Genomic DNA, 21,917 nt, shown 5'->3' with positions numbered 1-21,917 from the left:
CGGCCGGTGACACCGGCGGCGGCCTAGACTCGCAGGCGTGCTGAATCGGATCGACCTGCGCGGCGGGACCCGTGACCCGCGCCGCCTGCTGCCCCGTGCCCAGCTCGACGTCTCCGTGGCGGTCGAGCGGATCCGCCCGCTCGTGGAGGCGGTCCGGGACCATGGGTACCCGGCGATCCGGGAGGCGAGCGAACGGTTCGACGGCGTCTCGCCGGAGCGGCTGCGGGTGCCGGTCGAGACGATCCGCGCCGCCGAGGACGAGCTGGACCCGCAGGTCCGCGCCGCGCTGCTGGAGTCGATCACCCGGGCCCGCAAGGTCCACGCCGACCAGCGGCGTACCGACCACACCACGACTGTGGTGCCGGGTGGCACGGTGACCGAGCGGTGGGTGCCGGTCGACCGGGTCGGTCTGTACGTCCCCGGCGGCCTGGCCATGTACCCGTCGACGGTGGTGATGAACGTGGTCCCGGCCCAGGCGGCCGGGGTGCGCTCGCTGGTGGTGGTGAGCCCGCCGCAGAAGGACAACGACGGCCTGCCGGACCGCCGGGTCCTGGCGGCCTGCGCGCTGCTCGGCGTGGACGAGGTGTACGCGGTCGGCGGCGCCCAGGCGGTCGCCATGCTCGCGTACGGCGCGGGTGTCGACCCGGCCGGCGACGAGCGCTGCGAGCCGGTCGACATGATCACCGGCCCGGGCAACATCTGGGTCACCGCCGCGAAGCGGCTGCTGCGCGGCGTGGTCGGCATCGACGCCGAGGCCGGCCCGACCGAGATCGCGATCCTGGCCGACGACACCGCCGACCCGGCGCACGTCGCCGCCGACCTGATCAGCCAGGCCGAGCACGACCCGCTCGCCGCGAGCGTGCTCGTCACCCCGTCCACCGCGCTGGCCGACGCGGTCGACGCGGAGCTTGCCCGGCAGGCGCCGGCGGCCAAGCACGCCGAGCGGATCGGCACCGCGCTGCGCGGCGAGCAGAGCGGCGTGGTCCTCGTCGACGACCTGGAGGCGGGCCTGCGGGTGGTCGACGCGTACGCGGCCGAGCACCTGGAGATCCAGACCGAGAACGCCCGCGAGTGGGCGCTGCGGGTCCGCAACGCCGGGGCGGTGTTCGTGGGCGCCTGGTCGCCGGTGTCGCTCGGCGACTACTGCGCGGGCTCCAACCACGTGCTGCCCACCGGCGGCTGCGCGCGGCACTCCTCCGGGCTGTCCGTGCAGTCGTTCCTGCGCGGCGTGCACCTGGTCGAATACACGCGGGACGCGCTGCGCGAGGTGGCGCCGCACGTGGTCACCCTGGCGACCGTGGAGGACCTGCCCGCGCACGGCCAGGCGGTCAGCGTCCGGTTCGGCGAGGGCGGCGCGTCGTGACCACGCTCGACGACCTGCCGATCCGCGACGACCTGCGCGGACGGACGCCGTACGGGGCGCCGCAGCTCGACGTGCCGGTGCGGCTGAACACCAACGAGAACTCCTACCCGGTGCCCGAGCCGGTGGTGGAGGCGATCGGCAAGGCGGTCGCCGCCGAGCTGCGCGACCTCAACCGCTACCCGGACCGGGACGCGACGGCGCTGCGCGCCGACCTGGCCGCGTACCTCGGGCACGGGCTCACCGCCGACCACGTGTGGGCGGCGAACGGCTCCAACGAGATCCAGCAGCAACTGCTCCAGGCGTTCGGCGGTCCCGGGCGCACCGCGCTCGGCTTCACCCCGGCGTACTCGATGCACCCGCTGCTGGCGCTCGGCACCGGCACCCGGTGGGTGCCCGCCCGCCGCGGCGAGGACTTCGGGCTCACCGCCGGCGAGGCGGCGGCCCAGGTCCGCGAGCACCGGCCGGACGTGGTGTTCCTCTGCTCGCCGAACAACCCGACCGGCACCGCGCTCGACCCGGCGGTGGTCGCCGCCGTGCTGGACGAGGCACCCGGCATGGTGGTCGTGGACGAGGCGTACGCCGAGTTCGCCCGGCCCGGCACGGTGAGCGCGCTGGCGGTGCTGCCCGGCCACCCGCGGCTGGTGGTGACCCGCACCATGAGCAAGGCGTTCGGGTTCGCCGGCGGCCGGCTCGGCTACCTGGCCGCCGACCCGGCGGTGGTGGACGCGGTGCAGCTGGTCCGGCTGCCGTACCACCTGTCCGCGCTCACCCAGGCCGCCGCCCGCGCGGCGCTGGCGCACCGGGACGCCCTGCTCGGCACCGTGGCCGCGATCATGCGGCAGCGGGATCGGATCGTCGCCGAGCTGCGCGCCCGGGGCCACCGGGTGGCCGACAGCGACGCCAACTTCGTGCTGTTCGCCGTCGAGGGGGACCAGGCGGTGGCCTGGCGTACCCTGCTCGATGCCGGCGTGCTGGTGCGCGACGTCGGCCTGCCCGGCTGGCTGCGCGTCACCGCCGGAACCCCGACCGAGACCGACGCCTTCCTCACCGCGATGGAGACAGTTTCATGAGCCGGATCGCCCGGATCGAGCGGGTCACAAACGAGACGAAGGTGCTCGTCGAGATCGACCTCGACGGCACCGGCAAGGCCGACATCGAGACCGGTGTCGGCTTCTACGACCACATGCTCAACCAGATCGCCCGGCACGGCGGCTTCGACCTGACCGTGCACACCGTCGGCGACCTGGAGATCGACGCGCACCACACGATGGAGGACACGGCGCTCGCGCTGGGCACCGCGTTCGACCGGGCGCTGGGCGACAAGGCCGGCATCCGGCGGTACGGCTCGGCCACCGTCCCGATGGACGAGGTGCTGGTCCGGGCCGCCGTCGACCTGTCCGGCCGCCCGTACGTGGTGCACGACGAGCCGGCGCTGGCCCCGTACATCGGGCCGGTCTACCCGACGAGCATGACCCGGCACATCTGGGAGTCGTTCGGTCAGTCGGCCCGGATCACGCTGCACGTGGACGTGCTGCGCGCGGCCCGGCCCGGCGGTCACCCGGACGCCCACCACGTGGTCGAGGCGCAGTTCAAGGCCGTCTCCCGCGCGTTGCGCGAGGCCACCGCGATCGATCCGCGTAACGCGGGCGTGGTGCCGTCCACGAAGGGTGCTCTCTAATGAAGGTGCTGCCCACTCTTCTGTTGATCGTGGCCGGCCTGCTGGTCGGCGGGACGTGGTCGCTGCTCAAGCAGGGCGCGCCCCGCGCGGCCGTGGTGATCACCGGCCTGCTGGCCCTGCTGGCGACCGCCGCCGGCGTGCTCTGGCTGCTGCCGGGGGAGAGCTGATGGCACGGGTGGTGGTGCTCGACTACGGCTCGGGCAACCTGCGGTCGGCCGAGCGCGCGGTGGCGCGGGCCGGCGCCGACGTGACGGTCACCGACGACCTGGAGGCCGCCGCGTCGGCCGACGGCCTGGTGGTGCCGGGCGTGGGCGCGTTCGCCGCGTGCATGGCCGGGATCGAGGCGCTGGGCGCCGGGCCGGTCATCGCCGACCGGGTCGCCGCCGGGCGGCCGGTGCTGGGCATCTGCGTCGGCATGCAGATCCTCTTCGGGCACGGCGAGGAGCACGGCGTGGTCACCAAGGGGCTCGGGCTGCTGCCCGGCGGGGTGACCCGCCTGCCCGCGCGGCGGCTGCCGCACATGGGCTGGAACACCGTGCACCCGCCGGTCGGCTCGACGCTGTTCGCCGGGCTGCCCGAGGGCACCCGGTTCTACTTCGTCCACTCCTACGGGGTGACCGACCCGGCGGCGCTGGCCGAGGCGGGCGCCACGGTGACCACCGCGCACCACGGCGCGGACTTCGTCGCGGCGGTGGAGCGAGGGCCGCTCTCGGCGGCGCAGTTCCACCCGGAGAAGTCCGCCGACGCCGGTGCCGCGTTGCTGCGCAACTGGCTCGGCACGCTGTGACCGGCCCGCTGCCGGGCACGCGGGCGTCCGCGTGAGCAAGGAGCGGGCCCGCCGTCGCGCGGCGCGCGAGGCCGAGCAGGAGCGGGCGCGCGCCGCCCGTGCCCGCCGGGTGGCACGCCGGGAACGGCGTCGTTCCCTGGTACGCCGGTTGACGCCGTCGCTGCGGCGGGGGCGTACCGGCCGGCTGCGTCGGCACACGCGCCGCGAGCGGGCGACGATCCTGGTGCTCACCGCGGTGGCGGTGGTCGCCATCTGGGCTCTGGTGGACGACCTCGCGCTGCGGCTGGTGCTGGTCGTGTTGTTGTTGCTGGTCCTGCCCGCGATCGTGGTGATCGCGCTGGACCGTCGTTGAGGATCCGAGGAGAGAAGCGTTGAGCCTCACCCTGTTGCCCGCCGTGGACGTCGCCGACGGCCAGGCCGTCCGGCTCGTGCAGGGCGCCGCCGGTAGCGAGACCGCGTACGGCGACCCGCTGGACGCGGCCCTGGCCTGGCAGTCCGACGGCGCGGAGTGGATCCACCTGGTCGACCTGGACGCCGCGTTCGGGCGGGGCTCCAACGCCGCGCTGCTCGCCGAGGTGGTCGGCAAGCTGGACGTGAAGGTGGAACTGTCCGGCGGCATCCGTGACGACGAGTCGCTGCGGGCGGCGCTCGGCACCGGGGCGGCCCGGGTCAACATCGGCACCGCCGCGCTGGAGGACCCGCAGTGGTGCGACCGGATCTGCGGCGAGTACGGCGACCGGGTGGCGATCGGGCTGGACGTGCGCGGCCGTACCCTGTCGGCGCGTGGCTGGACCCGCGACGGCGGTGACCTGTACGAGGTGCTGGCCCGGCTCGACGCCGCAGGCGCGGCGCGGTACGTGGTCACCGACATCACCAAGGACGGCACCATGCGCGGGCCGAACCTGGACCTGCTGCGCGAGGTGTGCGCCCGCACCGACGCCCCGGTGATCGCCTCCGGCGGCGTGTCCACGCTTGACGACCTGCGGGCGCTGGCCACGCTGGAGCCGGTGGGGGTGGAGGGCGTGATCGCCGGCAAGGCGCTCTACGCGGGCGCGTTCACCGTCGCCGAGGCGCTGGCGACGCTGCGGGCCGGCGCGTGACGGCCGAGCCGCCCGCCGACGCCGGGGTGGTGACCCGGCTCGGCTCGGGCGGCCCGTGGGAGGCGCTGTACGGCTACTCGCGGGTGGTCCGGGCCGGTTCGCTGGCGATCACCGCCGGCTGCACCTCCACGGTGGACGGCCGGGTGGCGCACGCCGGTGACGCGGCGGCGCAGACCGCGCAGGCGATCCGGATCGGCCTGGACGCGCTGGCCGAGGTCGGCGCCGGGCCGGGGGACGTGGTGCGGACCCGGATGTACGTGACGGACCGGATCTTCGCCGACGAGGTGGGCCGGGCGCACAACGCGGTGTTCGGCCCGGTGCGTCCGGTCGCCACGATGGTGGTGGTGGCCGGGCTGATCGACCCGGATCTCCTGGTCGAGGTCGAGTTGGAGGCGTACCTCCCGGAGCGCTGACCGGTGCCCCGGGTGACCGGCGCCGCACCGCTCCACGGCCCGATAAGTTGTGCACAACTTAATTGCGAGCTACCGTTCTGGGCGTGACCGATGATCTGGTACTGCGCCGGCAGGTGTGCTTCGCGCTCTACGCGGCGTCGCGCGCCCTGACCGACGTCTACCGGCCCATCCTCGACGAGCACGGCCTGACCTACCCGCAGTACCTGGTGCTGCTGGTGCTCTGGGAGCGCGACGACGACGCCCCCACGGTCTCCGAGCTCGGCGCCGCGCTCCGGCTCGACTCCGGCACGCTCTCCCCGCTGCTCAAGCGGCTGGAGGCGGCCGGCCTGGTGGTGCGTACCCGATCGGCGGCGGATGAGCGCCGGGTCGAGGTGGGCCTCACCGACCGGGGCCGGGCGATGCGGGAGCGGATGGGTGACGTGCCGCGCCGGGTGGCCACCGCCACCGGGCTCTCCGAGGACGAACTGGTCTTCCTCCACGGCATCCTCACCCGGGTCACCGAGACGATCCACCGACAGAAGGAGCAGTGACATGCAGGTGCTCTACACCGCCTCCGCCCGCGCCACCGGCGACGGCCGCGACGGTCACGTCCGGACCTCCGACGGCACGGTCGAGCTGGACCTCGCCGTACCGAAGGAGATGGGTGGCGCCGGCGGCGCGGCCAACCCGGAGCAGCTTTTCGCGGCCGGCTACGCGGCCTGCTTCCACTCCGCGCTGCGCGTGGTGGCCCGCCAGGCCAAGGCGGACGTCTCCGGCTCCGTCGTCGAGGCCGAGGTGGGCATCGGCCCGAACGGCAGCGGCGGTTACGGCCTGGCTGTGACGCTCGTGGTGGACCTGCCCGCGGTCGAGCGCGCGGCCGCCGAGCAGCTCGTCGACGCGGCCCACCAGGTCTGCCCCTACTCGAACGCGACCCGTGGCAACGTCGAGGTGACCCGCACGGTCCGCGAGGCCCGATGAGCGGGACGAACCGGGAGATCCATCTGGCGTCCCGGCCGCAGGGCTGGCCGACGCCGGAGAACTTCCGGCTGGTCACCACCGAGGTGCCGACCCCGGGCCCGGGACAGGTGGTGGTCCGCAACCGGTTCATGTCCGTCGACCCGTACATGCGCGGGCGGATGAACGACGTCAAGTCGTACGTGCCGCCGTTCGCGCTCGACGCCCCGCTGGACGGCGGCGCGATCGGTGAGGTCGTGGCCGGCGAGGCCGGTGGCGTCAAGCCCGGCGACACCGTGCTGCACGGGCTCGGCTGGCGCGAGTACGCGCTGGTGGACGCCAAGGGCGTACGCAAGGTCGATCCCGGCCTGGCGCCGGTCACCGCGTACCTGGGCGTGCTCGGCATGACCGGGCTGACCGCGTACGCCGGGTTGCTGGACGTGGCGGCGATGAAGCCGGGGGAGACGGTGTTCGTCTCCGGCGCGGCCGGCGCGGTGGGCAGCATGGTCGGCCAGATCGCGAAGCTGCGCGGTGCCGGCCGGGTGATCGGCAGCGCCGGTTCCGCGGCGAAGGTGGAACGGCTCACCGCGCTGGGCTTCGACGCCGCCTTCGACTACCACGACGGCCCGGTGTCCAAGCAGCTCAAGGCCGCCGCCCCGGACGGCGTCGACGTGTACTTCGACAACGTCGGCGGTGACCACCTGGAGGCCGCGATCGGGGCGATGAACCTGCACGGCCGGGCCGCCATCTGCGGCATGATCGCGCAGTACAACGCCACCGAGCCGCCCGCCGCGCCGCGCAACCTGGCGCTGGTGATCGGCAAGCGGCTGACGCTGCGCGGCTTCCTCGTCGGTGACCACGGTCACCTGCGGGAGCAGTTCGTGCAGGAGGTGGCGGGCTGGCTGCGCGAGGGCCGGCTGTCGTACGACGAGACGATCGTCGACGGCATCGAGCAGGCCCCGGAGGCGTTCCTCGGCCTGCTGCGCGGCGAGAACCTCGGCAAGATGCTGGTCCGTCTCTGACCGGCGCGAACGCGCACCACAGCGGGCGGTGGTGACCGGCCTCACCGGCGGGTCACCACCGCCCGCGCGTTCGTTAGGCTCGGGGCATGACGGTGGCGGTACGGGTCATCCCGTGTCTGGACGTGGACGCCGGGCGCGTGGTCAAGGGGGTCAACTTCCTCGACCTGCGCGACGCCGGCGACCCGGTGGAGCTGGCGGCGGCGTACGACCGGGCCGGCGCGGACGAGCTGACCTTCCTCGACGTCACCGCCTCGTCCAGCGACCGGGGCACCATGCTCGACGTGGTGCGGCGCACCGCCGAGTCGGTCTTCATCCCGCTCACCGTCGGCGGCGGCGTCCGCCGGGTCGCCGACGTCGACACGCTGCTGCGCGCCGGGGCGGACAAGGTCGGCGTGAACACCGCCGCCATCGCCCGGCCGGAGCTGATCGCCGAGATCGCCGACCGGTTCGGCCGGCAGGTCCTGGTGCTCTCGCTCGACGTGCGCCGCGCCCCGGACGGCACGACCTCGAGCGGCTTCGAGGTGACCACGCACGGCGGCCGGCGGGGCACCGGGCTGGACGCGGTCGAGTGGGCGGCGCGCGGCGCCGAGCTGGGCGCGGGCGAGATCCTGCTCAACTCGATGGACGCCGACGGCACCAAGGCCGGGTTCGACCTGCCGCTGATCCAGGCGGTCCGCGAGGTGGTCGACGTGCCGGTGATCGCCAGCGGCGGCGCGGGCGCTGTGGCCCACTTCCCGCCGGCCGTCGGCGCCGGGGCGGACGCGGTGCTCGCGGCGAGCGTCTTCCACTTCGGCGAACTGACGGTCGGCGAGGTCAAGGACGCGCTGCGCGGCGCCGGGCACCCGGTGCGCTGAGCCGGCGCTCACGGCCGGCCGGAGTGCCCCTCGGGGGAGCGGCGCGGCATCGGGATCGACCGGACCACGTACTCCTGCACGGCGGCGGCGTGGTCGTCCTCTGCGAGCTGCCACTCGGACTCGGCGGGCGGGTGCCGCCGGGTCAGCACGCCCTGCACCGTGTCCACTGTGGTGCCGAGCCCGGCGCTGGGCCGGGTGCGCCAGAGCCGCTCACCGTCCGGGGTGACCCGGAACCAGCCGTCGGCGACGCTGACCAGGCCCGCCCCGACCAGCCGCCGGACCGCGCCCTCCACCTCGTGCCGTTCCGGGATGGCCTGGTTGAGGTGGTCGGCGGTGGAGAGGACGTCGGCCAGCCGTACGCCTTCGGGGCGACGTGTGGCGGCGGCCCGCCGGTGCCGGCCGGCGCCACTGGCGATGACAAGCGCGACGAAGATCCAGGCGTCGCTCCAACGCCATCCGTTCTCCCCCATGCAGGAATGATGCCCGGCCGCGACGGCGGAGGAAACACCTGGTTTCCCTGTTGTGCGTCGTCGCAGCTCAGCGCGTTGCGGATCGAACCGGTCCGTGGCGGTCGGCCCGACTGCGCTCACGTAGCGTAGGCACCGGCCGCCGGCCTTGCGGGCAGCGCGAAGACCGGGATGAAGAACTGGGCCAGCGGGCCGATGGTCAGCGCGTACGCCACGGTGCCGAGGCCGACGGTGCCGCCGAGCAGCCAGCCGAGCGCCAGCACGGTGACCTCGATGACGGTGCGGACCAGCCGGACCGAGAATCGGGGGTGGCGGGCGACGAAGCCGGTCATCAGCCCGTCGCGTGGGCCGGGGCCGAGCCCGGCGCCCAGGTAGAGGCCGGTGGCGGCCCCGTTGGCGACGATCCCGGCGACGAGCAGCGCGACCCGGACCGGCATGTCCTCCCCGGGCGGCAGCACGGCCAGGGTGGCGTCGACGACCAGTCCGATCACCACGACGTTGCTGACCGTGCCGAGGCCGGGCCGCTGCCGCAGCGGGATCCAGAGCAGCAGTACGAGGGCGCCGACGGCGATGGTGACGGTCCCGAAGGACAGGCCGGTCTGCCGGGCCAGCCCCTGGTGGAACACGTCCCACGGGTCCAGCCCCAGCTCCGAGCGGATCATCAGCGCCATGCTCACGCCGTAGAGGACCAGCCCGGCGTAGAGCTGGGTGAGCCGTCGCGCCGGCCGGTGCCGGAGATTGCCAAGCTGTGCCATGCATGCCACCCTAGGGGCCAATCGTGGACCTCAAGCGTGCCAATTTCGGGGGTGTGGCTATGACCAGTCAGGTGCGCGGTGTCCAATTGGCGCGGCTCCTCGGCCAGTGGCACGCCCTGCCGGGCCGCCGGCGCAGCCCCGACTACGCCGCGCTCGCCGGCGCCGTCCGCGGCTTGCTCGCCGACGGGCGGCTCCCACTCGGGGTACGCCTGCCGGCCGAGCGGGAACTGGCCGAAGCGCTGCGGATCAGCCGGACCACAGTCACCGCCGCGTACCGGGAACTGCGGGAGAGCGGCCACCTGGCCAGCCGCCGGGGAGCGGGAAGCTGGACCATGCTGCCCGGCGGGCACCGGGTGGCCAGCACCGGGCTGTGGACGCCGCTGGACGACCGCGACATGATCGACCTCGGCGTGGCCGCGCTGTCCGCGCCCCCGCAGCTCGTCCCGGCCGCCCGGGCCGCGGCCGAGGACCTGCCCCGCTACCTCGGCGGCGCCGGCTACCACCCGACCGGCATCATCGAGCTACGCGAGGCGGTGGCCCGCGCGTACACCGACCGGGGACTGCCCACCAGCCCGGAGCAGATCATGGTCACCAGCGGCACCCAGCACGCGCTGGACCTGGTGCTGCGGCTGGCCCTGTCGCCCGGCGGCGGCGTGCTCGTCGAGTCGCCCACCTACCCCAACGCGCTGGCCGCGCTGTCCGCCCGCCGGGCCCGGATCGCCACCCACGGCCTGTCCGACGAGGGCTGGGACGCCGAACTGCTGCTCGGCAGCCTCCGGCAGACCCGGCCGAAGCTCGCGTACGTGATCCCCGAGTTCCAGAACCCGACCGGCCACCTGATGGCCGCCGACCTGCGCGAGCGGCTGGTCGGCACGGCCCACGCGGCCGGCACCGACCTGGTGGTCGACGAGTCCTTCGTCGACCTGCCGCTGGACGACACCACGCTGCCGCCGCCGGTGGCCGTCTTCGACAGGCACTCCCGGGTGATCAGCATCGGCGGCATGAGCAAGCCCTACTGGGGCGGGCTGCGGATCGGCTGGGTCCGCGCCTCCGCGCCCCAGGTCCAGCGGCTGGCCGCGGCCCGGGTCGGGGTGGACATGGCCAGCCCGGTGCTCGACCAGCTCGTCGCCGTGCACCTGCTCACCGAGGCGCCGGCCATCGTGGCCGCCCGCCGGGCCCAGCTCGTCGCCCAGCGGGACGCCCTGGTCGCGGCGCTCGCCGACCGGCTGCCCGACTGGCGGGTACGGGTGCCGAGCGGCGGCGTCACGCTCTGGGCCGAGCTGGACGGGCCGATCTCCAGCGCGCTGGCCCGGGCGGCCGAGGAGGTCGGCGTACGGCTGGCGCCCGGACCCCGGTTCGGCCTGGACGGGACGCTGGAGCGTTTCCTGCGGCTGCCCTTCACGCTGCCCGCCGACGAGCTGGTGGAGGCGGTGGGCCGACTCGCGGCGGTCCGCTACGACCTGGACCGGACCAGCCGGCCGCAGTGGCGGGAGCCGAGCGTCATCGCCTGAGCGGGCGGTGCCCGTTCCGGTGGTGAATGGGCCGAACGGCGGCTGCGGGACGGCCCGTGCCCGCAGACTGCCCGGGTGGGGAACGGGAGGGGAGTCCGGCGGTCGTGGAGCGTGCGGTCCGCCGCCCCGGGATCCCGCACCACCCGGCTGGAGCTCTTCTACGATCTGGTCTTCGTCTTCGCGTTCCTGAACGTCACCACGCTCACCGCCTCGGAGCTCACGCCGGCCAACCTCTACCGCTTCCTGCTGGTGCTGGCGCTGCTCTGGTGGTCGTGGACCGGCTTCGCCCGGATGGGCAACTTCTTCCGCGCCGACCAGGGCGTGCTGCCGCTGGTCGGCTTCGTCACCGTGGCGGCGACGTTCCTGCTGGTGCTCAGCGAGCCCAGCGCGTTCGAGGACCTCCCCGGCGGGTTGCCCGGCCCGCTGGTCTTCGCCGGCTGCTACTTCGTGATCCGGATGGCCCAGCTCACCGTCTTCGGCTGGGTGGACCGGGCCGACCCGGTCCGGCACCGCCGGCTGCTGCTGCGCGCCGCGTTCCCGGCCGCCGCCACGGTGCTGCTGGTGATCGCCGGAACCGTGCCGACGCGGCTGCCGCAGGAGCGGTTCGCGATCCCGTTGCAACTGGCGCTCTGGACGCTGGCGCTGCTCGTCGAGTACATCGGCGGCGTGACGCTCGCCCGCCAGTGGTGGGTGGTGGTCTCCGCCGGGCACTGGGCCGAACGGCACGCGCTGATCGTGCTGGTCGCGCTCGGTGAGTCGATCATCGCGCTCGGCTTCGGTCCGAAGCACGGGCTGCCGCTGACCGGGCCGGTGGCGGTGTCGGCGCTGCTCGGCATCGTGGTCGTCGCGGCGCTGTGGTGGGCCTACTTCGACACGCTCGCCTTCGCGATGGAGCAGGCGCTGCACCACGCCCGTGACGAGGCCACCCGGGTCCGGATGACGCGCGACGTGTACACGTTCATGCACCTGCCGATGGTGGCCGGAATCATCCTCTACGCGCTCGGCCTCAAGGACCTGCTGGCCGAGGCCGCCGACCCGAACACGCCTTCCTGGGGACTGCCGCTGGGCGACTTCTGGGGCGCGATCCTGTTCGGCGGGGTGGCGTTGCACCTGCTCAGCCTCGCCGGGTGCTGGTGGCTCGCGCTGCGCGAGGTGCACCGGCCGCTGCTGCTCACTGTGGTGGCGCTGGCGGTCGTCGGCCCGTTCGTCTTCCGTGTCCCGGAGCTGATCGCGCTCGGCGTGCTCGCGGTGATCACCGGCGCCGGTGTCGCCTGGGAGACGCGCTCCGAGGACGGCCACCGGCGCCGGGTACGCCAGCTCGCGCTGGAGGAGCAGATCGCCGCCGAGGCCGAGCAGAGCCACTGGCGGCAGCAGCATCTGTGAACGGCACGCGGCCGTGCCCCGGGACGGTGGGGCACGGCCGGCGCGACCGTACGGCGGTGCGGGTCACAGCTCGGCGAGCGTGCCCTCGTACATCTTGTCGATCTCGGAGGCGAAGTTCGTCTCCACGCTGCGGCGCTTGATCTTCAGCGACGGCGTGACCTCGCCGTCCTCGATGGTCAGGTCACGGGGGAGGATGGCCACCTTCTTGATCGTCTCCCAGCGGTTGAGCTTGGCGTTCAGCTCGGCCACGTACCCCTCGACCATCTCCCGCGCCTGCGGCGAGGTGACGATCGTGGTGTAGTCGCTGCCCTCCAACGGGGTGCCGGCGGCCCAGCCCTTGATCGCGTCCGGGTCCAGCGTGACGAGCATGGTGCAGTAGTTGCGCGCCTGCCCGATCACCACCGCCTGCGAGGTGTACGGGCACACCGCCTTGAACATGCCCTCGATGTGCGACGGCGCCACGTACTTGCCGCCGGACGTCTTGACCAGGTCCTTCTTCCGGTCGGTGATGCGCAGGTAGCCGTCGGCGTCGAGCGTGCCGATGTCACCGGTGCGGAAGAAGCCGTCCTCGGTGAACGCCGCGGCGGTCTCCTCGGGCAGGTTGTGGTAGCCGCGCATGACCGGCTTGCCGCGCAGCAGGACCTCACCGTCGGTGTCGATCCGGCACTCCAGGTCGCCCATGGCCCGGCCCACGCTGCCGATCTTCAGCCCGTCGGGCGGGTTCACGAACGCGCCGGCGCTGGTCTCGGTCAGGCCGTAGCCCTCGGAGATGGGCAGGTTGGCGGCGGCGAAGAAGGTGGCGATCTCCTTGCTCAGCGGCGCCGCGCCGGAGACCAGCACCCGCATCCGGCCGCCGAGCCGGGCCTGGAGCTTGCTGAACACGAGCTTCTCGGCCAGCGCGTACTTCATCCGCAGCCCGGCCGGGACCGGCTTGCCGGCCTGCTCCAGCGCGACCTTCTCCTTGCCGACCCCGACGCCCCAGGCGAAGATCTTGGCCTTGGCCCCGCCCGCGCCCTGCGCGGTGGTGACCGCCTTGTTGTAGACCTTCTCGAAGACCCGGGGTGCGCCGCACATGAGCGTCGGCTGCACCACGCCGAGCAGGTCGACGAGCTTGTCCACCCGGCCGTCGACGTACGTGGGCAGGCCGACGTGGGTGGCGCCGCAGAGCAGCGTCTTGCCGAACGAGTGCGACAGCGGCAGCCACAGGTACTGCAGGTCGTCGACGCGCAGCAGGCCCAGCTCGGCCTGCGCCACGCCCTCCCAGCACCAGCCGCCGTGCAGCAGCTCCACGCCCTTCGGGCGGCCGGTGGTCCCCGAGGTGTAGATCAGCGTGGCCAGGTGGTCCGGGCCGATGCCGGCGACGAGCATGTCGATCAGGTCCGGCTCGGCGCTCAGCGCGGCGGCGCCGCGTTCCTCCAGCTCGGCCAGGGTGAGCTGCGGGACGGCCGCCGCCGGGTCGGGCGTGCCGTCGAAGAGCACGACGTGGGTCAGCGCGGGCAGGTCCGCCCCGGCGATCTTCGCCGCCTGGGCCGGGTTCTCCGCGAACAGCACCTTCGAGCCGGAGTCGGCGATGATGTAGACCGCGTCCTCGGGCTCGGTGGTGGGGTAGACGGTGGTGGTGGCACCACCGGCGCACATGATGCCGAAGTCGGCGAGCACCCAGTCCAGGCGCGTGTTGGCCAGGATCGCCACCGGGTTCTCCAGGCCGACACCGAGCCCGTGCAGCCCGGCGGCGATCGCCTTGGCGCGCTGCCCGACCTGCTCCCACGTCAGCCAGACCGGGCCCGAGTCGTCGGGTGCGGGGTGGGCGAAGGCGTGCCGGTCGGGGGAGTCCGCCACGCGCTTGAGGAACATGTCGGGTACGGAACGGTACGGTACATCGAGAGCCATCGCTGTAGCCGCCTTCAGGGGTGGAGGGACGTGACGGGGGTCACGCCGGTCTGCGGTTACCGAAGGGTATTGCGTGCACCCGGCCAGCGGCTAGCCCCGATCGGCCGAGTCGCCGGCGGTCCCGCCCTGCTGGAACCGGTCAGGCGTACCGGCCGGCCGCGCGGGACCAGTCGTAGGTGGCCCGGATCCAGTCCCGGCGGGTGTCCAGGAAGACCCGCATCCCCTCGTCGGCCACCGCGCTCAGCGCCGCGTCCCGCTCCGCGTACGTGGCGAGGGCCGTGTTGAACCGGTCCGCCGCCGCGTACAGCGCCGCCGTCTCGTCCCGACCGGTCTCGCCCGCGATCGTGGTGACCAGGTTGTGCGCCTCCGGGGCGGCGCCCCGCTCCTTGCCGTAGGAGAACAGGTCGTTGCACCAGCAGACCAGGTCCGTGGCCAGCGCGTCCAGCGCGGTGAGCGCCGGCGCGACCCGCTGGTCGGCCCGGGGCGCGGACGGGCGGGCCAGGTCGGTCACCGTGAAGCTGGGGCGCACGCCGCCGGTGTGGCGGCGCATCTGCGTGTACTCGGCCACCCCCGGCACCCGGTGGCGCTCCCGGTTGGCGGCCTCCCAGAGCAGCGCCAGCAGGTACTCCCGCAACTGGCTGACCAGGCGCAGCAGGTGAGCCGGGCGGCCCCGGTCGCGGGCCCGGCGGCACAGGTCGTGCAGCGCGAGGGCGATCGGACCGCCCTCGGTGGGTGCGGGCGCCTCCGGGTCGCCGTGCCGGTCGAGCACCGCCAGCAGCGCGGCCAGCGTGGGCGCCAGCAGCGTGGGCGTCGCGCCGAGCCCGTCGTCGTCGCAGGCGTCGTCCACCACGAACAGCCAGTTGATCAGGTCGGTGAGCATCCGCAGCCCGGACGGCGACGCCTCGGGGCAGGCGCGTGCGGCCAGCTCCGCGGCGTGCGCGCCCTCCAGGCGCCGGCGCCCGGCCTGGTCCTTCACCAGGCCGAAGTCTCGTACCCAGGCGGCGCTCTCCGCGGCCGCCACGTCGACGGCGGGGTGGCGCCGGGAGGGAAAGGGCGGCTCGTGCAGTGCCGAGAGGGCGAAGTCGCGCATCGTCGTCCCCTGTCCGCCGCCCCGCGGGGTCGGGCCGGTGCGCAGGAGCGTACGGGAGTTCGTAACCGTTATCGAAGTCCGGGTGTCCACTTTCCACTGTCGGCGAGCGAGTGGCTACCCGTCCTCGGTCACAGACCCAGCTCGGCGGTGCGCAGGCGCTCGGCGCGGTCGGCCGGACCGTCCACCTGGACCCGGGCCACCCGCTGCCGTCCGGTGAGGAACAGCACCAGCTCGCCCGGCGCACCGACCAGCCGCAGCCGTTCGCCGCCGGCGCCGGCCCGCAGTTCGCCGTACCCCGGCGCCTGCACCAGCACCTCGGCCGGGAACCGCCGCAGCGCCATCCGGGCCAGCAGGGACACCCGCTTCCACAGCACCGCCTGCTGCCCGGCCGGCAGGTCACGCGGGTGCCAGCCCGGGCGGGCGCGCCGCACGTCCTCGTGGTGGATGAAGAACTCCATCCCGTTCGCCAGTTCGTCGGTGAGCGGGTTGCTCACCGGGCTCCACGCCGGGGGACGGCGCACCCGGGCGATCAGGTCGGCGTACGGCCCGGCGGCGACCCGCTTACGGACCGACTCGCCGTAGCCGCGCAACGGCGGCAGCAGGATCCCGCCCGCCGCGTCCGGCCGGCGCTCCCGCACCAGCAGGTGCGCCGCCAGGTCACGGGTCGACCACCCCTCGTTCACAGTCGGTGCGTCCGGTCCCAGTTCCAGCATCAGGTCGGCGAGCGCCTCGCGCTCCGCTCGGGCGTACCGCGGCATGGCCCGATCGTAGGCCGGTCCCGGCCGATCGGCGCGCCACGCCCGGCGGGATCCGGCCGCCGGATCGGTCCCGGCCGTCGTCCGCGCAGCTCCGGTGGGAACGTGACGGCGGACATATCCCGGCCGGGTCGGCGGAGTCGGCGCCGAGCGGTAAGGATGGGGGAGAAAACTGCGGCTTACGGCGGGGGAGAGCGTGGCGAGCGGGACAAGTCGGGACGTCCTCGGCAGAGGGCTGCGGGTGCTCGGCCGGGCCATCCGGGAACAGCCACGGATCTTCGCGGTCGCGGTCAGCGGCAGCGTGCTGTTCGGCCTCCTGGTGATCGCGAGCGCGTACGTGGTCGGCGCGGTGGTCGGCGACGTGGTCGTGCCGGCCGTGGAGCGCGGCGAGGTGGCCGGCGGGGCGCTGGCGCTCGCCGCGGCGGCGCTGTTCGGCATCAGCGTGCTGCGGGTGGTCGGCATCTTCGGCCGCCGGCTCGGCGCCGGATACATGCAGTACCGGCTCCAGGCCGCCTACCGCCGCCGGGTCACCCGCCGCTACCTGGACCTGCCGCTTTCCTGGCACCACCGCAACTCCACCGGCACGCTGCTGTCGAACGCCAACTCCGACGTGGAGGCGGCCTGGTACCCGATCGCCCCACTGCCGTTCGCGGTCGGCACGCTGGTGATGCTCGTCGGCGCGGTGGCCTCGCTGTTCTTCACCGACTGGGCGCTGGCCCTGGTCGGCCTCGCGGTGTTCCCCGCGCTGTTCGCGCTCAACGTCGTCTACTCCCGCCGGATGGCGCCCCGGCAGGCCCGGGCGCAGCGGCTGCGGGCCGAGGTCAGCGGCATCGCGCACGAGAGCTTCGACGGCGCGCTGGTGGTCAAGACGATGGGCCGCGAGGCCCAGGAGACAGCCCGCTTCGCGTCCCGCGCCGGTGAACTGCGCGACGCGCTGATCTCGGTCGGCCGGCTGCGCGGCGTGTTCGACCCGATGCTGGAGACGCTGCCCAGCCTCGGCACGCTCGCCGTGCTGGTGGTCGGCGCGATCCGGCTGCGGCAGGGCGCGATCAGCGTGACCGAGCTGGTCAGCGTCGCGTTCCTGTTCACCGTGCTGGCCTTCCCGGTACGCGCCATCGGCTGGGTGCTGGCCGAACTGCCGCGCAGCGTCGCCGGCTGGGACCGGGTCCGCCGGGTGCTCGACGCGACAGGTGAGATGCCGTACGGCACCACGACGCTCGACCCGGCCACCCGCGAGCCGGCCACGCTCGGCTTCGACGACGTGCACTTCGCGTACGAGCCGGCCGAGGCACACCTGCCCGGTGCCAAGGTGCTCGGCGAGGTGACGTTCACCGTGCCCGCCGGGAAGACGGTCGCGCTGGTCGGCCCCACCGGCGCGGGCAAGTCGACGATCGCGTCGCTCGCCGTGCGCCTGGTCGACCCGGGCGCCGGGCGGGTCACGCTGGACGGCGTGGACGTGCGGGAGCTGACCGCCGCCTCGCTCGCCGGCAACGTGGCGCTGGTGGCGCAGGTGCCGTTCGTCTTCGACGACACGGTCCGGGCCAACATCGCGCTCGACCGGGCCGGCATCGGCGACGACGAGGTGTGGGCGGCGCTGCGGCTCGCCGAGGCGGACGGGTTCGTGGCCGCGCTGCCGGACGGGCTGGACACGATGGTCGGCGAGCGGGGCACGTCGCTGTCCGGCGGTCAGCGCCAGCGGCTCACGCTGGCCCGGGCGCTCGCCGGGCGGCCCCGGCTGCTGGTGCTCGACGACGCCACCAGCGCCGTCGACCCGCGGGTCGAGGCGGCCATCCTGGCCGGGCTGCGCGCGCCCACCGACGGCGGTGCCCCGGCGTCGATCCTGGTGGTGGCGTACCGCCGGGCCACCATCGCGCTCGCCGACGAGGTGATCTACGTGGAGCAGGGCCGGGTGGTGGCCCGCGGCACCCACACCGAGCTGCTGACCACCGTGCCCGGCTACGCCGACCTGGTCACCGCGTACGAGCAGGCCGAGCAGGAACGCGAGCAGAAGCAGACGTACGACGAGGTCACGCCGCTGGCCTCCGGCCTGGAGGTGGAGCGGTGAGTACGGCCACGGGGGAGAGCACCGGGACCACAGAGACCACCGAGTCGACCTGGCAGACGCTGCGGCGCGGGCTGGCGCTCTCCCCGGAGTTGCGCACCGGCCTCGCCGGCACGCTGGCGCTGGCACTGGTCTACATGATCGGCCGGGTCGCCGTGCCGGTGGCGGTGCAGCGCGGCATCGACCACGGCATCGTCGGCGGGCTCGACCTGAACGTCATCTCGCTCACCGTGGCGATCACCGCCGGGGTGCTGGTGGTCACCACCGCCTGCGGCTACCTGATGATGCGCCGCCTGTTCACGGTCAGCGAGACCGCGCTGGCCGGGGTGCGCACCCGGGCGTTCCGGCACGTGCACGACCTGTCCATGCTGCACCAGCAGTCCGAGCGGCGCGGCTCGCTCGTCTCCCGGGTGACCAGCGACGTCGACCAGATCACCCAGTTCCTGCAGTGGGGCGGCGTGATCCTGATCGTCAACCTGGGCCAGTTGCTGGTGACCACAGCGGTGATGCTCGCGTACTCCTGGCAGTTGACGCTCGTGGTGCTCGTCGCGTTCGCACCCGCGGTGCTGGTGATCCGGCAGTTGCAGCGCCGCCTCGCCGGGGCGTACGGGCTGGTGCGGCAGCGCACCGGCACGCTGCTCGGCGCGATCGGCGAGAGCGTGGTGGGCGCGCCGGTGATCCGGGCGTACGGCATCGCCGGGCGCACCGCGCGGCGGCTGGACACGGCCATCGACGGGCAGCGGGTGGCCCAGCAGCGGGCCATCCGGATCAGCATCATGGGCAGCTCGGTGGGGGAGCTGGCAGCCGGGCTGGCGCTGGCCGGCGTGGTGGTGGTCGGGGTCAGCCTGGGTGTCGACGGCACGCTGTCGATCGGCCAGCTCACCGCGTTCCTGTTCCTGGTCACGCTGTTCATCCAGCCGGTGCAGATCGCCACCGAGGTGCTCAACGAGGCGCAGAACGCGATCGCCGGCTGGCGCCGGGTGCTGGACGTGCTGGACGTCTCCCCGGACGTGGCCGACCCGGGCGAGCAGGGCCGGGAGCTGCCGTCCGGGCCGCTGGACGCCCGGTTCGCCGGCGTGACGTTCGCCTATCCGGGCGGGCCGCCGGTGCTGCACGACGTGACGCTGGACATCCCGGCGAAGAGCCGGGTGGCGGTGGTGGGCGAGACCGGAAGCGGCAAGACCACGTTCGCCAAGCTGCTCACCCGGCTGATGGACCCGACCGAGGGCGCGGTACTGCTCTCCGGCGTCGACCTGCGGCAGGTGCGCTTCGACTCGCTGCGCTCCCGGGTGGTGATGGTGCCGCAGGACGGCTTCCTGTTCGAAGCCACGGTCGGGGAGAACGTCCGCTTCGCCCGCCCCGACCTGACCGACGAGCGGCTCACCGCCGCCTTCGCCGAGCTGGGCCTCTCCGACTGGCTGGACGGGCTGCCGTCCGGGCTGGACACGCCGGTCGGTGAGCGCGGGGAGGCGCTGAGCGTCGGCGAGCGGCAGCTCGTGGCGCTGGCCCGGGCGTACGTCGCGGACCCGGACCTGCTGGTGCTGGACGAGGCGACGAGCGCTGTCGACCCGGCCACCGAGGTCCGCCTGCAACGGACCCTGGACGCGGTGACCCGGGGCCGGACCACGCTCGCCATCGCGCACCGGCTGTCCACCGCGCAGGCGGCGGACGAGGTGATCGTGGTGGACCGGGGCCGGATCGTGCAGCGCGGCCCGCACGACGAGCTGGTCCGCGACGCCGACTCGGTGTACGCCCTGCTGTACGCCTCCTGGTTGGAACAGACCCGCTGATCTTGCGGGTCCACCAGGGTTGGAGCAGACCCGGTGACCGGTCAGCGCGAGTAGAACTCCACCACCAGCTGCTCGTCGCAGACCACCGGCACCTCGTGCCGGGCCGGTTCGCGTACCAGCGTGGCGCGCAGCTCGGCCGGCTGCGCCGACAGGTACGGCCGCGGCTGCGCGTCGGCGTGCGCCCCGGCGGCGGCGAGCTGGAACGGCGGCAGCGTGCGGCTGCGCTCGCGTACGCCGACCACCTGGCCGGGCCGCAGCCGGTACGACGGCCGGTCGACCTTGCGCCCGTCCACTGTGATGTGGCCGTGTGCGACGAGCTGGCGGGCCTGGTAGACGCTGCGCGCCAGCCCGGCCCGCAGCACCACCGCGTCGAGGCGGCGCTCCAGCAGCGCGACGAGTGTCTCGCCGGTCTTGCCGGCGCCCCGGGCGGCCTCGTCGAACAGGCGGCGCAGCTGGGCCTCGCTGACGTTGTACTGGTGGCGCAGCCGCTGCTTCTCCAGCAGCCGCACCTGGTAGTCGGAGGTGGTGCGGCGGGACCGGCCGTGCACGCCCGGGGGATAGGGGCGCCGCTCGAAGTACCGCACGCACTTGCGGGTCAGCGGGATGCCGAGGGCGCGGGAGAGCCGTGCCTTGGGCCGGGGGTGGTTCACGTCGACGTCTCCGATCGTCTAGCCTGCTTCTTAGGTAAGCCTAACCTATATTGAGGAGGTCGGGATCATGCGGCCCAGCCCGGCGGAGATCGTGCGAACCCTTGTCGCGGGCCGGTTGCCCGCCCTCGTCCACCTGGCCCGGCACCCCGGCCCGCACCAGGTCCGGCACGCCGTCGACCCGGACGGGCGGGTGCTGCTGCTCGTACCCGTGGTCAGTGACCTCGCCGCGGCGCTCGTGCCGCCGGCGGGCGACGCCGACGTGGCCACCGTGCTCGACGTGCTCGACCTGCCGCCCGCGGCCGGGGCGCCCTCGCTCGGCCGGGCCTGGGTCTCCGGCTGGGCGACGCGGCTGGACGGCGACGAGGCCCGCGACGCGGCAGTCGACTTCGCCGCCACCGACCCGACCGGCGACCTGCTCGACGTGGGCAGCCGGTTCCACCTGCACCGCTTCGAGGTGGCCGAGGCCCGCTGGGAACGCGCCGGGCGCGTGCGCCGGGTCGACCCCGAGGCGTACGCGGAGGCCGAGCCGGACCCGCTGCACCCGGTCGAGGCCGACCTCCTCGCGGACCTGGCCGACCACCACGCCGAGCAGGTCGGCGACTACCTGCGGCGGCGGCTGGACCTGACCGGCGACCAGGTGCCGCGGGTGGTCCGGATCGACAGGTACGGCCTGCTGGTCGCGCACGGGCGGCCCGGCGCGACCCGGCGGGCCCGGCTCGCCTTCCCCCGGCCGGTCGCCGACGTGGCGGAGCTGTCCCGCCTGCTGCACCCGATGCTGTGCCCCCGGGCGGCGGCCTGAGCCGGGTGTGGGCGTCTCAGGTGATGTCGCCGGTGAGGTACCGCTGGACCGTGGGACCGATGGCCGCCACCAGCGTCGCCGGCTCGGCGGTGGCGACCGCGTCGAGGCGGAGCACGTACCGCATCATGGCCAGCCCGGCGAGCTGCGTGGCGACCAGCCCGCCGCGCAGCGCGCGCTGCGCCGGGTCGACGTCGAGCTGGTCGAGCACCCGCCGCAGCACCTGCGTGACCAGGAACTCGCGCAGCAGGCGCGCGGTCCAGTCGTTGCTGACGGCCGAGCGCAGCAGCGCCACCGCGGCGGTGCCGGTGGGGGAGTCCCAGACCTCCAGGAACACCCGGACCATCCGCTCGCCGGCCGCGTCCGGGCCGCCGGCGAGCACCGCCGGCAGCAGCCGGCCCGGGTCGGCCGGGAACGCCGTCGCGGCGCGGAACAGCACCTCCTTGCCGCCGAAGTAGTGGTGCACGAGCGCCGGGTCCACGCCGGCCGCCGCGGCGATGGCCCGGATGGACGCGGCGTCGAACCCGCGCTCGGCGAACGCCTGCCGGGCCGCGGCGAGGATCGCCTCGCGGGTGTCCGGGGTGCCGGGCCGCCGCCCGGTGCGCCGCGCGGTCACCC

General features: G+C 74.2%; 24 protein-coding genes. 17 read left to right on the top strand and 7 right to left on the bottom strand.

Going from position 1 to position 21,917, the window contains the following annotated elements:
- Positions 1-37 precede the first annotated feature (37 nt).
- The 12 genes from hisD to hisF all read left to right on the top strand — a co-directional run bounded on the left by hisD (position 38) and on the right by hisF (position 8,150).
- Positions 38-1,363, top strand: a complete 1,326-nt coding sequence (gene hisD / locus AC2CHG_RS15560) for a histidinol dehydrogenase (protein ID WP_366622212.1) — start codon at positions 38-40, stop codon at positions 1,361-1,363.
- Positions 1,360-2,433, top strand: coding sequence for a histidinol-phosphate transaminase (locus AC2CHG_RS15555; RefSeq protein ID WP_484524986.1), 1,074 nt, complete (start codon positions 1,360-1,362; stop codon positions 2,431-2,433). The genes hisD and AC2CHG_RS15555 overlap by 4 nt, the downstream gene beginning before the upstream one ends.
- Positions 2,430-3,041, top strand: coding sequence for an imidazoleglycerol-phosphate dehydratase HisB (gene hisB / locus AC2CHG_RS15550; RefSeq protein ID WP_366622208.1), 612 nt, complete (start codon positions 2,430-2,432; stop codon positions 3,039-3,041). Before AC2CHG_RS15555 ends, hisB begins: the two co-directional genes overlap by 4 nt.
- Positions 3,041-3,208, top strand: coding sequence for a hypothetical protein (locus tag AC2CHG_RS15545; protein WP_167796924.1), 168 nt, complete (start codon positions 3,041-3,043; stop codon positions 3,206-3,208). Before hisB ends, AC2CHG_RS15545 begins: the two co-directional genes overlap by 1 nt.
- Positions 3,208-3,828 carry an imidazole glycerol phosphate synthase subunit HisH gene (hisH, locus tag AC2CHG_RS15540; protein ID WP_366622206.1) on the top strand — a complete coding sequence of 207 codons (621 nt, stop codon included), beginning with the start codon at positions 3,208-3,210 and terminating at the stop codon, positions 3,826-3,828. Before AC2CHG_RS15545 ends, hisH begins: the two co-directional genes overlap by 1 nt.
- Before the next feature lie 31 nt (positions 3,829-3,859).
- Complete coding sequence (locus tag AC2CHG_RS15535; RefSeq protein WP_366622204.1) at positions 3,860-4,180, top strand: hypothetical protein; 321 nt, start codon at positions 3,860-3,862, stop codon at positions 4,178-4,180.
- 19 nt (positions 4,181-4,199) lie between these two features.
- Positions 4,200-4,928 carry a bifunctional 1-(5-phosphoribosyl)-5-((5-phosphoribosylamino)methylideneamino)imidazole-4-carboxamide isomerase/phosphoribosylanthranilate isomerase PriA gene (gene priA / locus AC2CHG_RS15530; RefSeq protein WP_018785235.1) on the top strand — a complete coding sequence of 243 codons (729 nt, stop codon included), beginning with the start codon at positions 4,200-4,202 and terminating at the stop codon, positions 4,926-4,928.
- Positions 4,925-5,341 (top strand): RidA family protein, encoded by a 417-nt coding sequence (locus AC2CHG_RS15525; protein WP_366622202.1) that lies wholly within the window; start codon positions 4,925-4,927, stop codon positions 5,339-5,341. The genes priA and AC2CHG_RS15525 overlap by 4 nt, the downstream gene beginning before the upstream one ends.
- Positions 5,342-5,424: 83 nt before the next feature.
- Entirely contained in the window at positions 5,425-5,871 is a 447-nt protein-coding gene (locus AC2CHG_RS15520) for a MarR family winged helix-turn-helix transcriptional regulator (protein ID WP_366622200.1), read from the top strand.
- A gap of 1 nt (position 5,872) precedes the next feature.
- Positions 5,873-6,298 carry an organic hydroperoxide resistance protein gene (locus AC2CHG_RS15515; protein WP_091045350.1) on the top strand — a complete coding sequence of 142 codons (426 nt, stop codon included), beginning with the start codon at positions 5,873-5,875 and terminating at the stop codon, positions 6,296-6,298.
- Entirely contained in the window at positions 6,295-7,296 is a 1,002-nt protein-coding gene (locus tag AC2CHG_RS15510) for an NADP-dependent oxidoreductase (protein ID WP_484524985.1), read from the top strand. Before AC2CHG_RS15515 ends, AC2CHG_RS15510 begins: the two co-directional genes overlap by 4 nt.
- A gap of 86 nt (positions 7,297-7,382) precedes the next feature.
- Positions 7,383-8,150 (top strand): imidazole glycerol phosphate synthase subunit HisF, encoded by a 768-nt coding sequence (gene hisF, locus AC2CHG_RS15505; RefSeq protein WP_262014615.1) that lies wholly within the window; start codon positions 7,383-7,385, stop codon positions 8,148-8,150.
- Positions 8,151-8,158: 8 nt separating this feature from the next.
- Here hisF and AC2CHG_RS15500 read toward each other — a convergent pair whose 3' ends face one another.
- Together AC2CHG_RS15500 and yczE are read right to left on the bottom strand one after the other, a co-directional pair.
- A complete protein-coding gene (locus AC2CHG_RS15500; protein WP_269704919.1) occupies positions 8,159-8,620 on the bottom strand; it encodes a hypothetical protein in 462 nt (153 codons plus the stop codon).
- Between the two features lie 116 nt (positions 8,621-8,736).
- On the bottom strand, positions 8,737-9,372 hold the full coding sequence (gene yczE, locus AC2CHG_RS15495; protein ID WP_194801239.1) for a membrane protein YczE: 636 nt from the start codon (positions 9,370-9,372) through the stop codon (positions 8,737-8,739).
- 59 nt (positions 9,373-9,431) lie between these two features.
- Between yczE and yczR the strand changes: the two genes are divergently transcribed.
- Both yczR and AC2CHG_RS15485 read left to right on the top strand, forming a co-directional pair.
- Entirely contained in the window at positions 9,432-10,883 is a 1,452-nt protein-coding gene (gene yczR / locus AC2CHG_RS15490) for a MocR-like transcription factor YczR (RefSeq protein WP_135241258.1), read from the top strand.
- A gap of 111 nt (positions 10,884-10,994) precedes the next feature.
- Positions 10,995-12,266 (top strand): low temperature requirement protein A, encoded by a 1,272-nt coding sequence (locus AC2CHG_RS15485; protein WP_194801240.1) that lies wholly within the window; start codon positions 10,995-10,997, stop codon positions 12,264-12,266.
- 63 nt (positions 12,267-12,329) lie between these two features.
- Here AC2CHG_RS15485 and AC2CHG_RS15480 read toward each other — a convergent pair whose 3' ends face one another.
- From AC2CHG_RS15480 to AC2CHG_RS15470, 3 genes are all read right to left on the bottom strand, one after another.
- On the bottom strand, positions 12,330-14,156 hold the full coding sequence (locus AC2CHG_RS15480) for an AMP-dependent synthetase/ligase (RefSeq protein WP_269697351.1): 1,827 nt from the start codon (positions 14,154-14,156) through the stop codon (positions 12,330-12,332).
- 139 nt (positions 14,157-14,295) lie between these two features.
- A complete protein-coding gene (locus tag AC2CHG_RS15475; protein ID WP_194801242.1) occupies positions 14,296-15,246 on the bottom strand; it encodes a terpene synthase family protein in 951 nt (316 codons plus the stop codon).
- Between the two features lie 128 nt (positions 15,247-15,374).
- On the bottom strand, positions 15,375-16,004 hold the full coding sequence (locus AC2CHG_RS15470; RefSeq protein ID WP_281599931.1) for a TIGR03085 family metal-binding protein: 630 nt from the start codon (positions 16,002-16,004) through the stop codon (positions 15,375-15,377).
- 193 nt (positions 16,005-16,197) lie between these two features.
- Between AC2CHG_RS15470 and AC2CHG_RS15465 the strand changes: the two genes are divergently transcribed.
- Both AC2CHG_RS15465 and AC2CHG_RS15460 read left to right on the top strand, forming a co-directional pair.
- A complete protein-coding gene (locus AC2CHG_RS15465; RefSeq protein WP_194801244.1) occupies positions 16,198-18,066 on the top strand; it encodes an ABC transporter ATP-binding protein in 1,869 nt (622 codons plus the stop codon).
- Entirely contained in the window at positions 18,063-19,853 is a 1,791-nt protein-coding gene (locus AC2CHG_RS15460; protein WP_194801245.1) for an ABC transporter ATP-binding protein, read from the top strand. Before AC2CHG_RS15465 ends, AC2CHG_RS15460 begins: the two co-directional genes overlap by 4 nt.
- A gap of 41 nt (positions 19,854-19,894) precedes the next feature.
- On the opposite strand, the gene rpsD is transcribed toward AC2CHG_RS15460, so the two are convergent.
- Positions 19,895-20,503 carry a 30S ribosomal protein S4 gene (rpsD, locus tag AC2CHG_RS15455; protein ID WP_194801246.1) on the bottom strand — a complete coding sequence of 203 codons (609 nt, stop codon included), beginning with the start codon at positions 20,501-20,503 and terminating at the stop codon, positions 19,895-19,897.
- A 67-nt stretch (positions 20,504-20,570) separates the two neighbouring features.
- Here rpsD and AC2CHG_RS15450 point away from each other — a divergent pair, with 67 nt between their 5' ends.
- Entirely contained in the window at positions 20,571-21,302 is a 732-nt protein-coding gene (locus AC2CHG_RS15450) for a DUF2470 domain-containing protein (protein WP_194801247.1), read from the top strand.
- A gap of 16 nt (positions 21,303-21,318) precedes the next feature.
- On the opposite strand, the gene AC2CHG_RS15445 is transcribed toward AC2CHG_RS15450, so the two are convergent.
- Positions 21,319-21,915 (bottom strand): TetR/AcrR family transcriptional regulator, encoded by a 597-nt coding sequence (locus AC2CHG_RS15445; RefSeq protein WP_484524984.1) that lies wholly within the window; start codon positions 21,913-21,915, stop codon positions 21,319-21,321.
- Between the last annotated feature and the right edge of the window lie 2 nt (positions 21,916-21,917).

The organism is Micromonospora sp. ATLC20, assembly GCF_057196585.1.
This window is presented reverse-complemented; position numbering and strand designations above follow the sequence as displayed.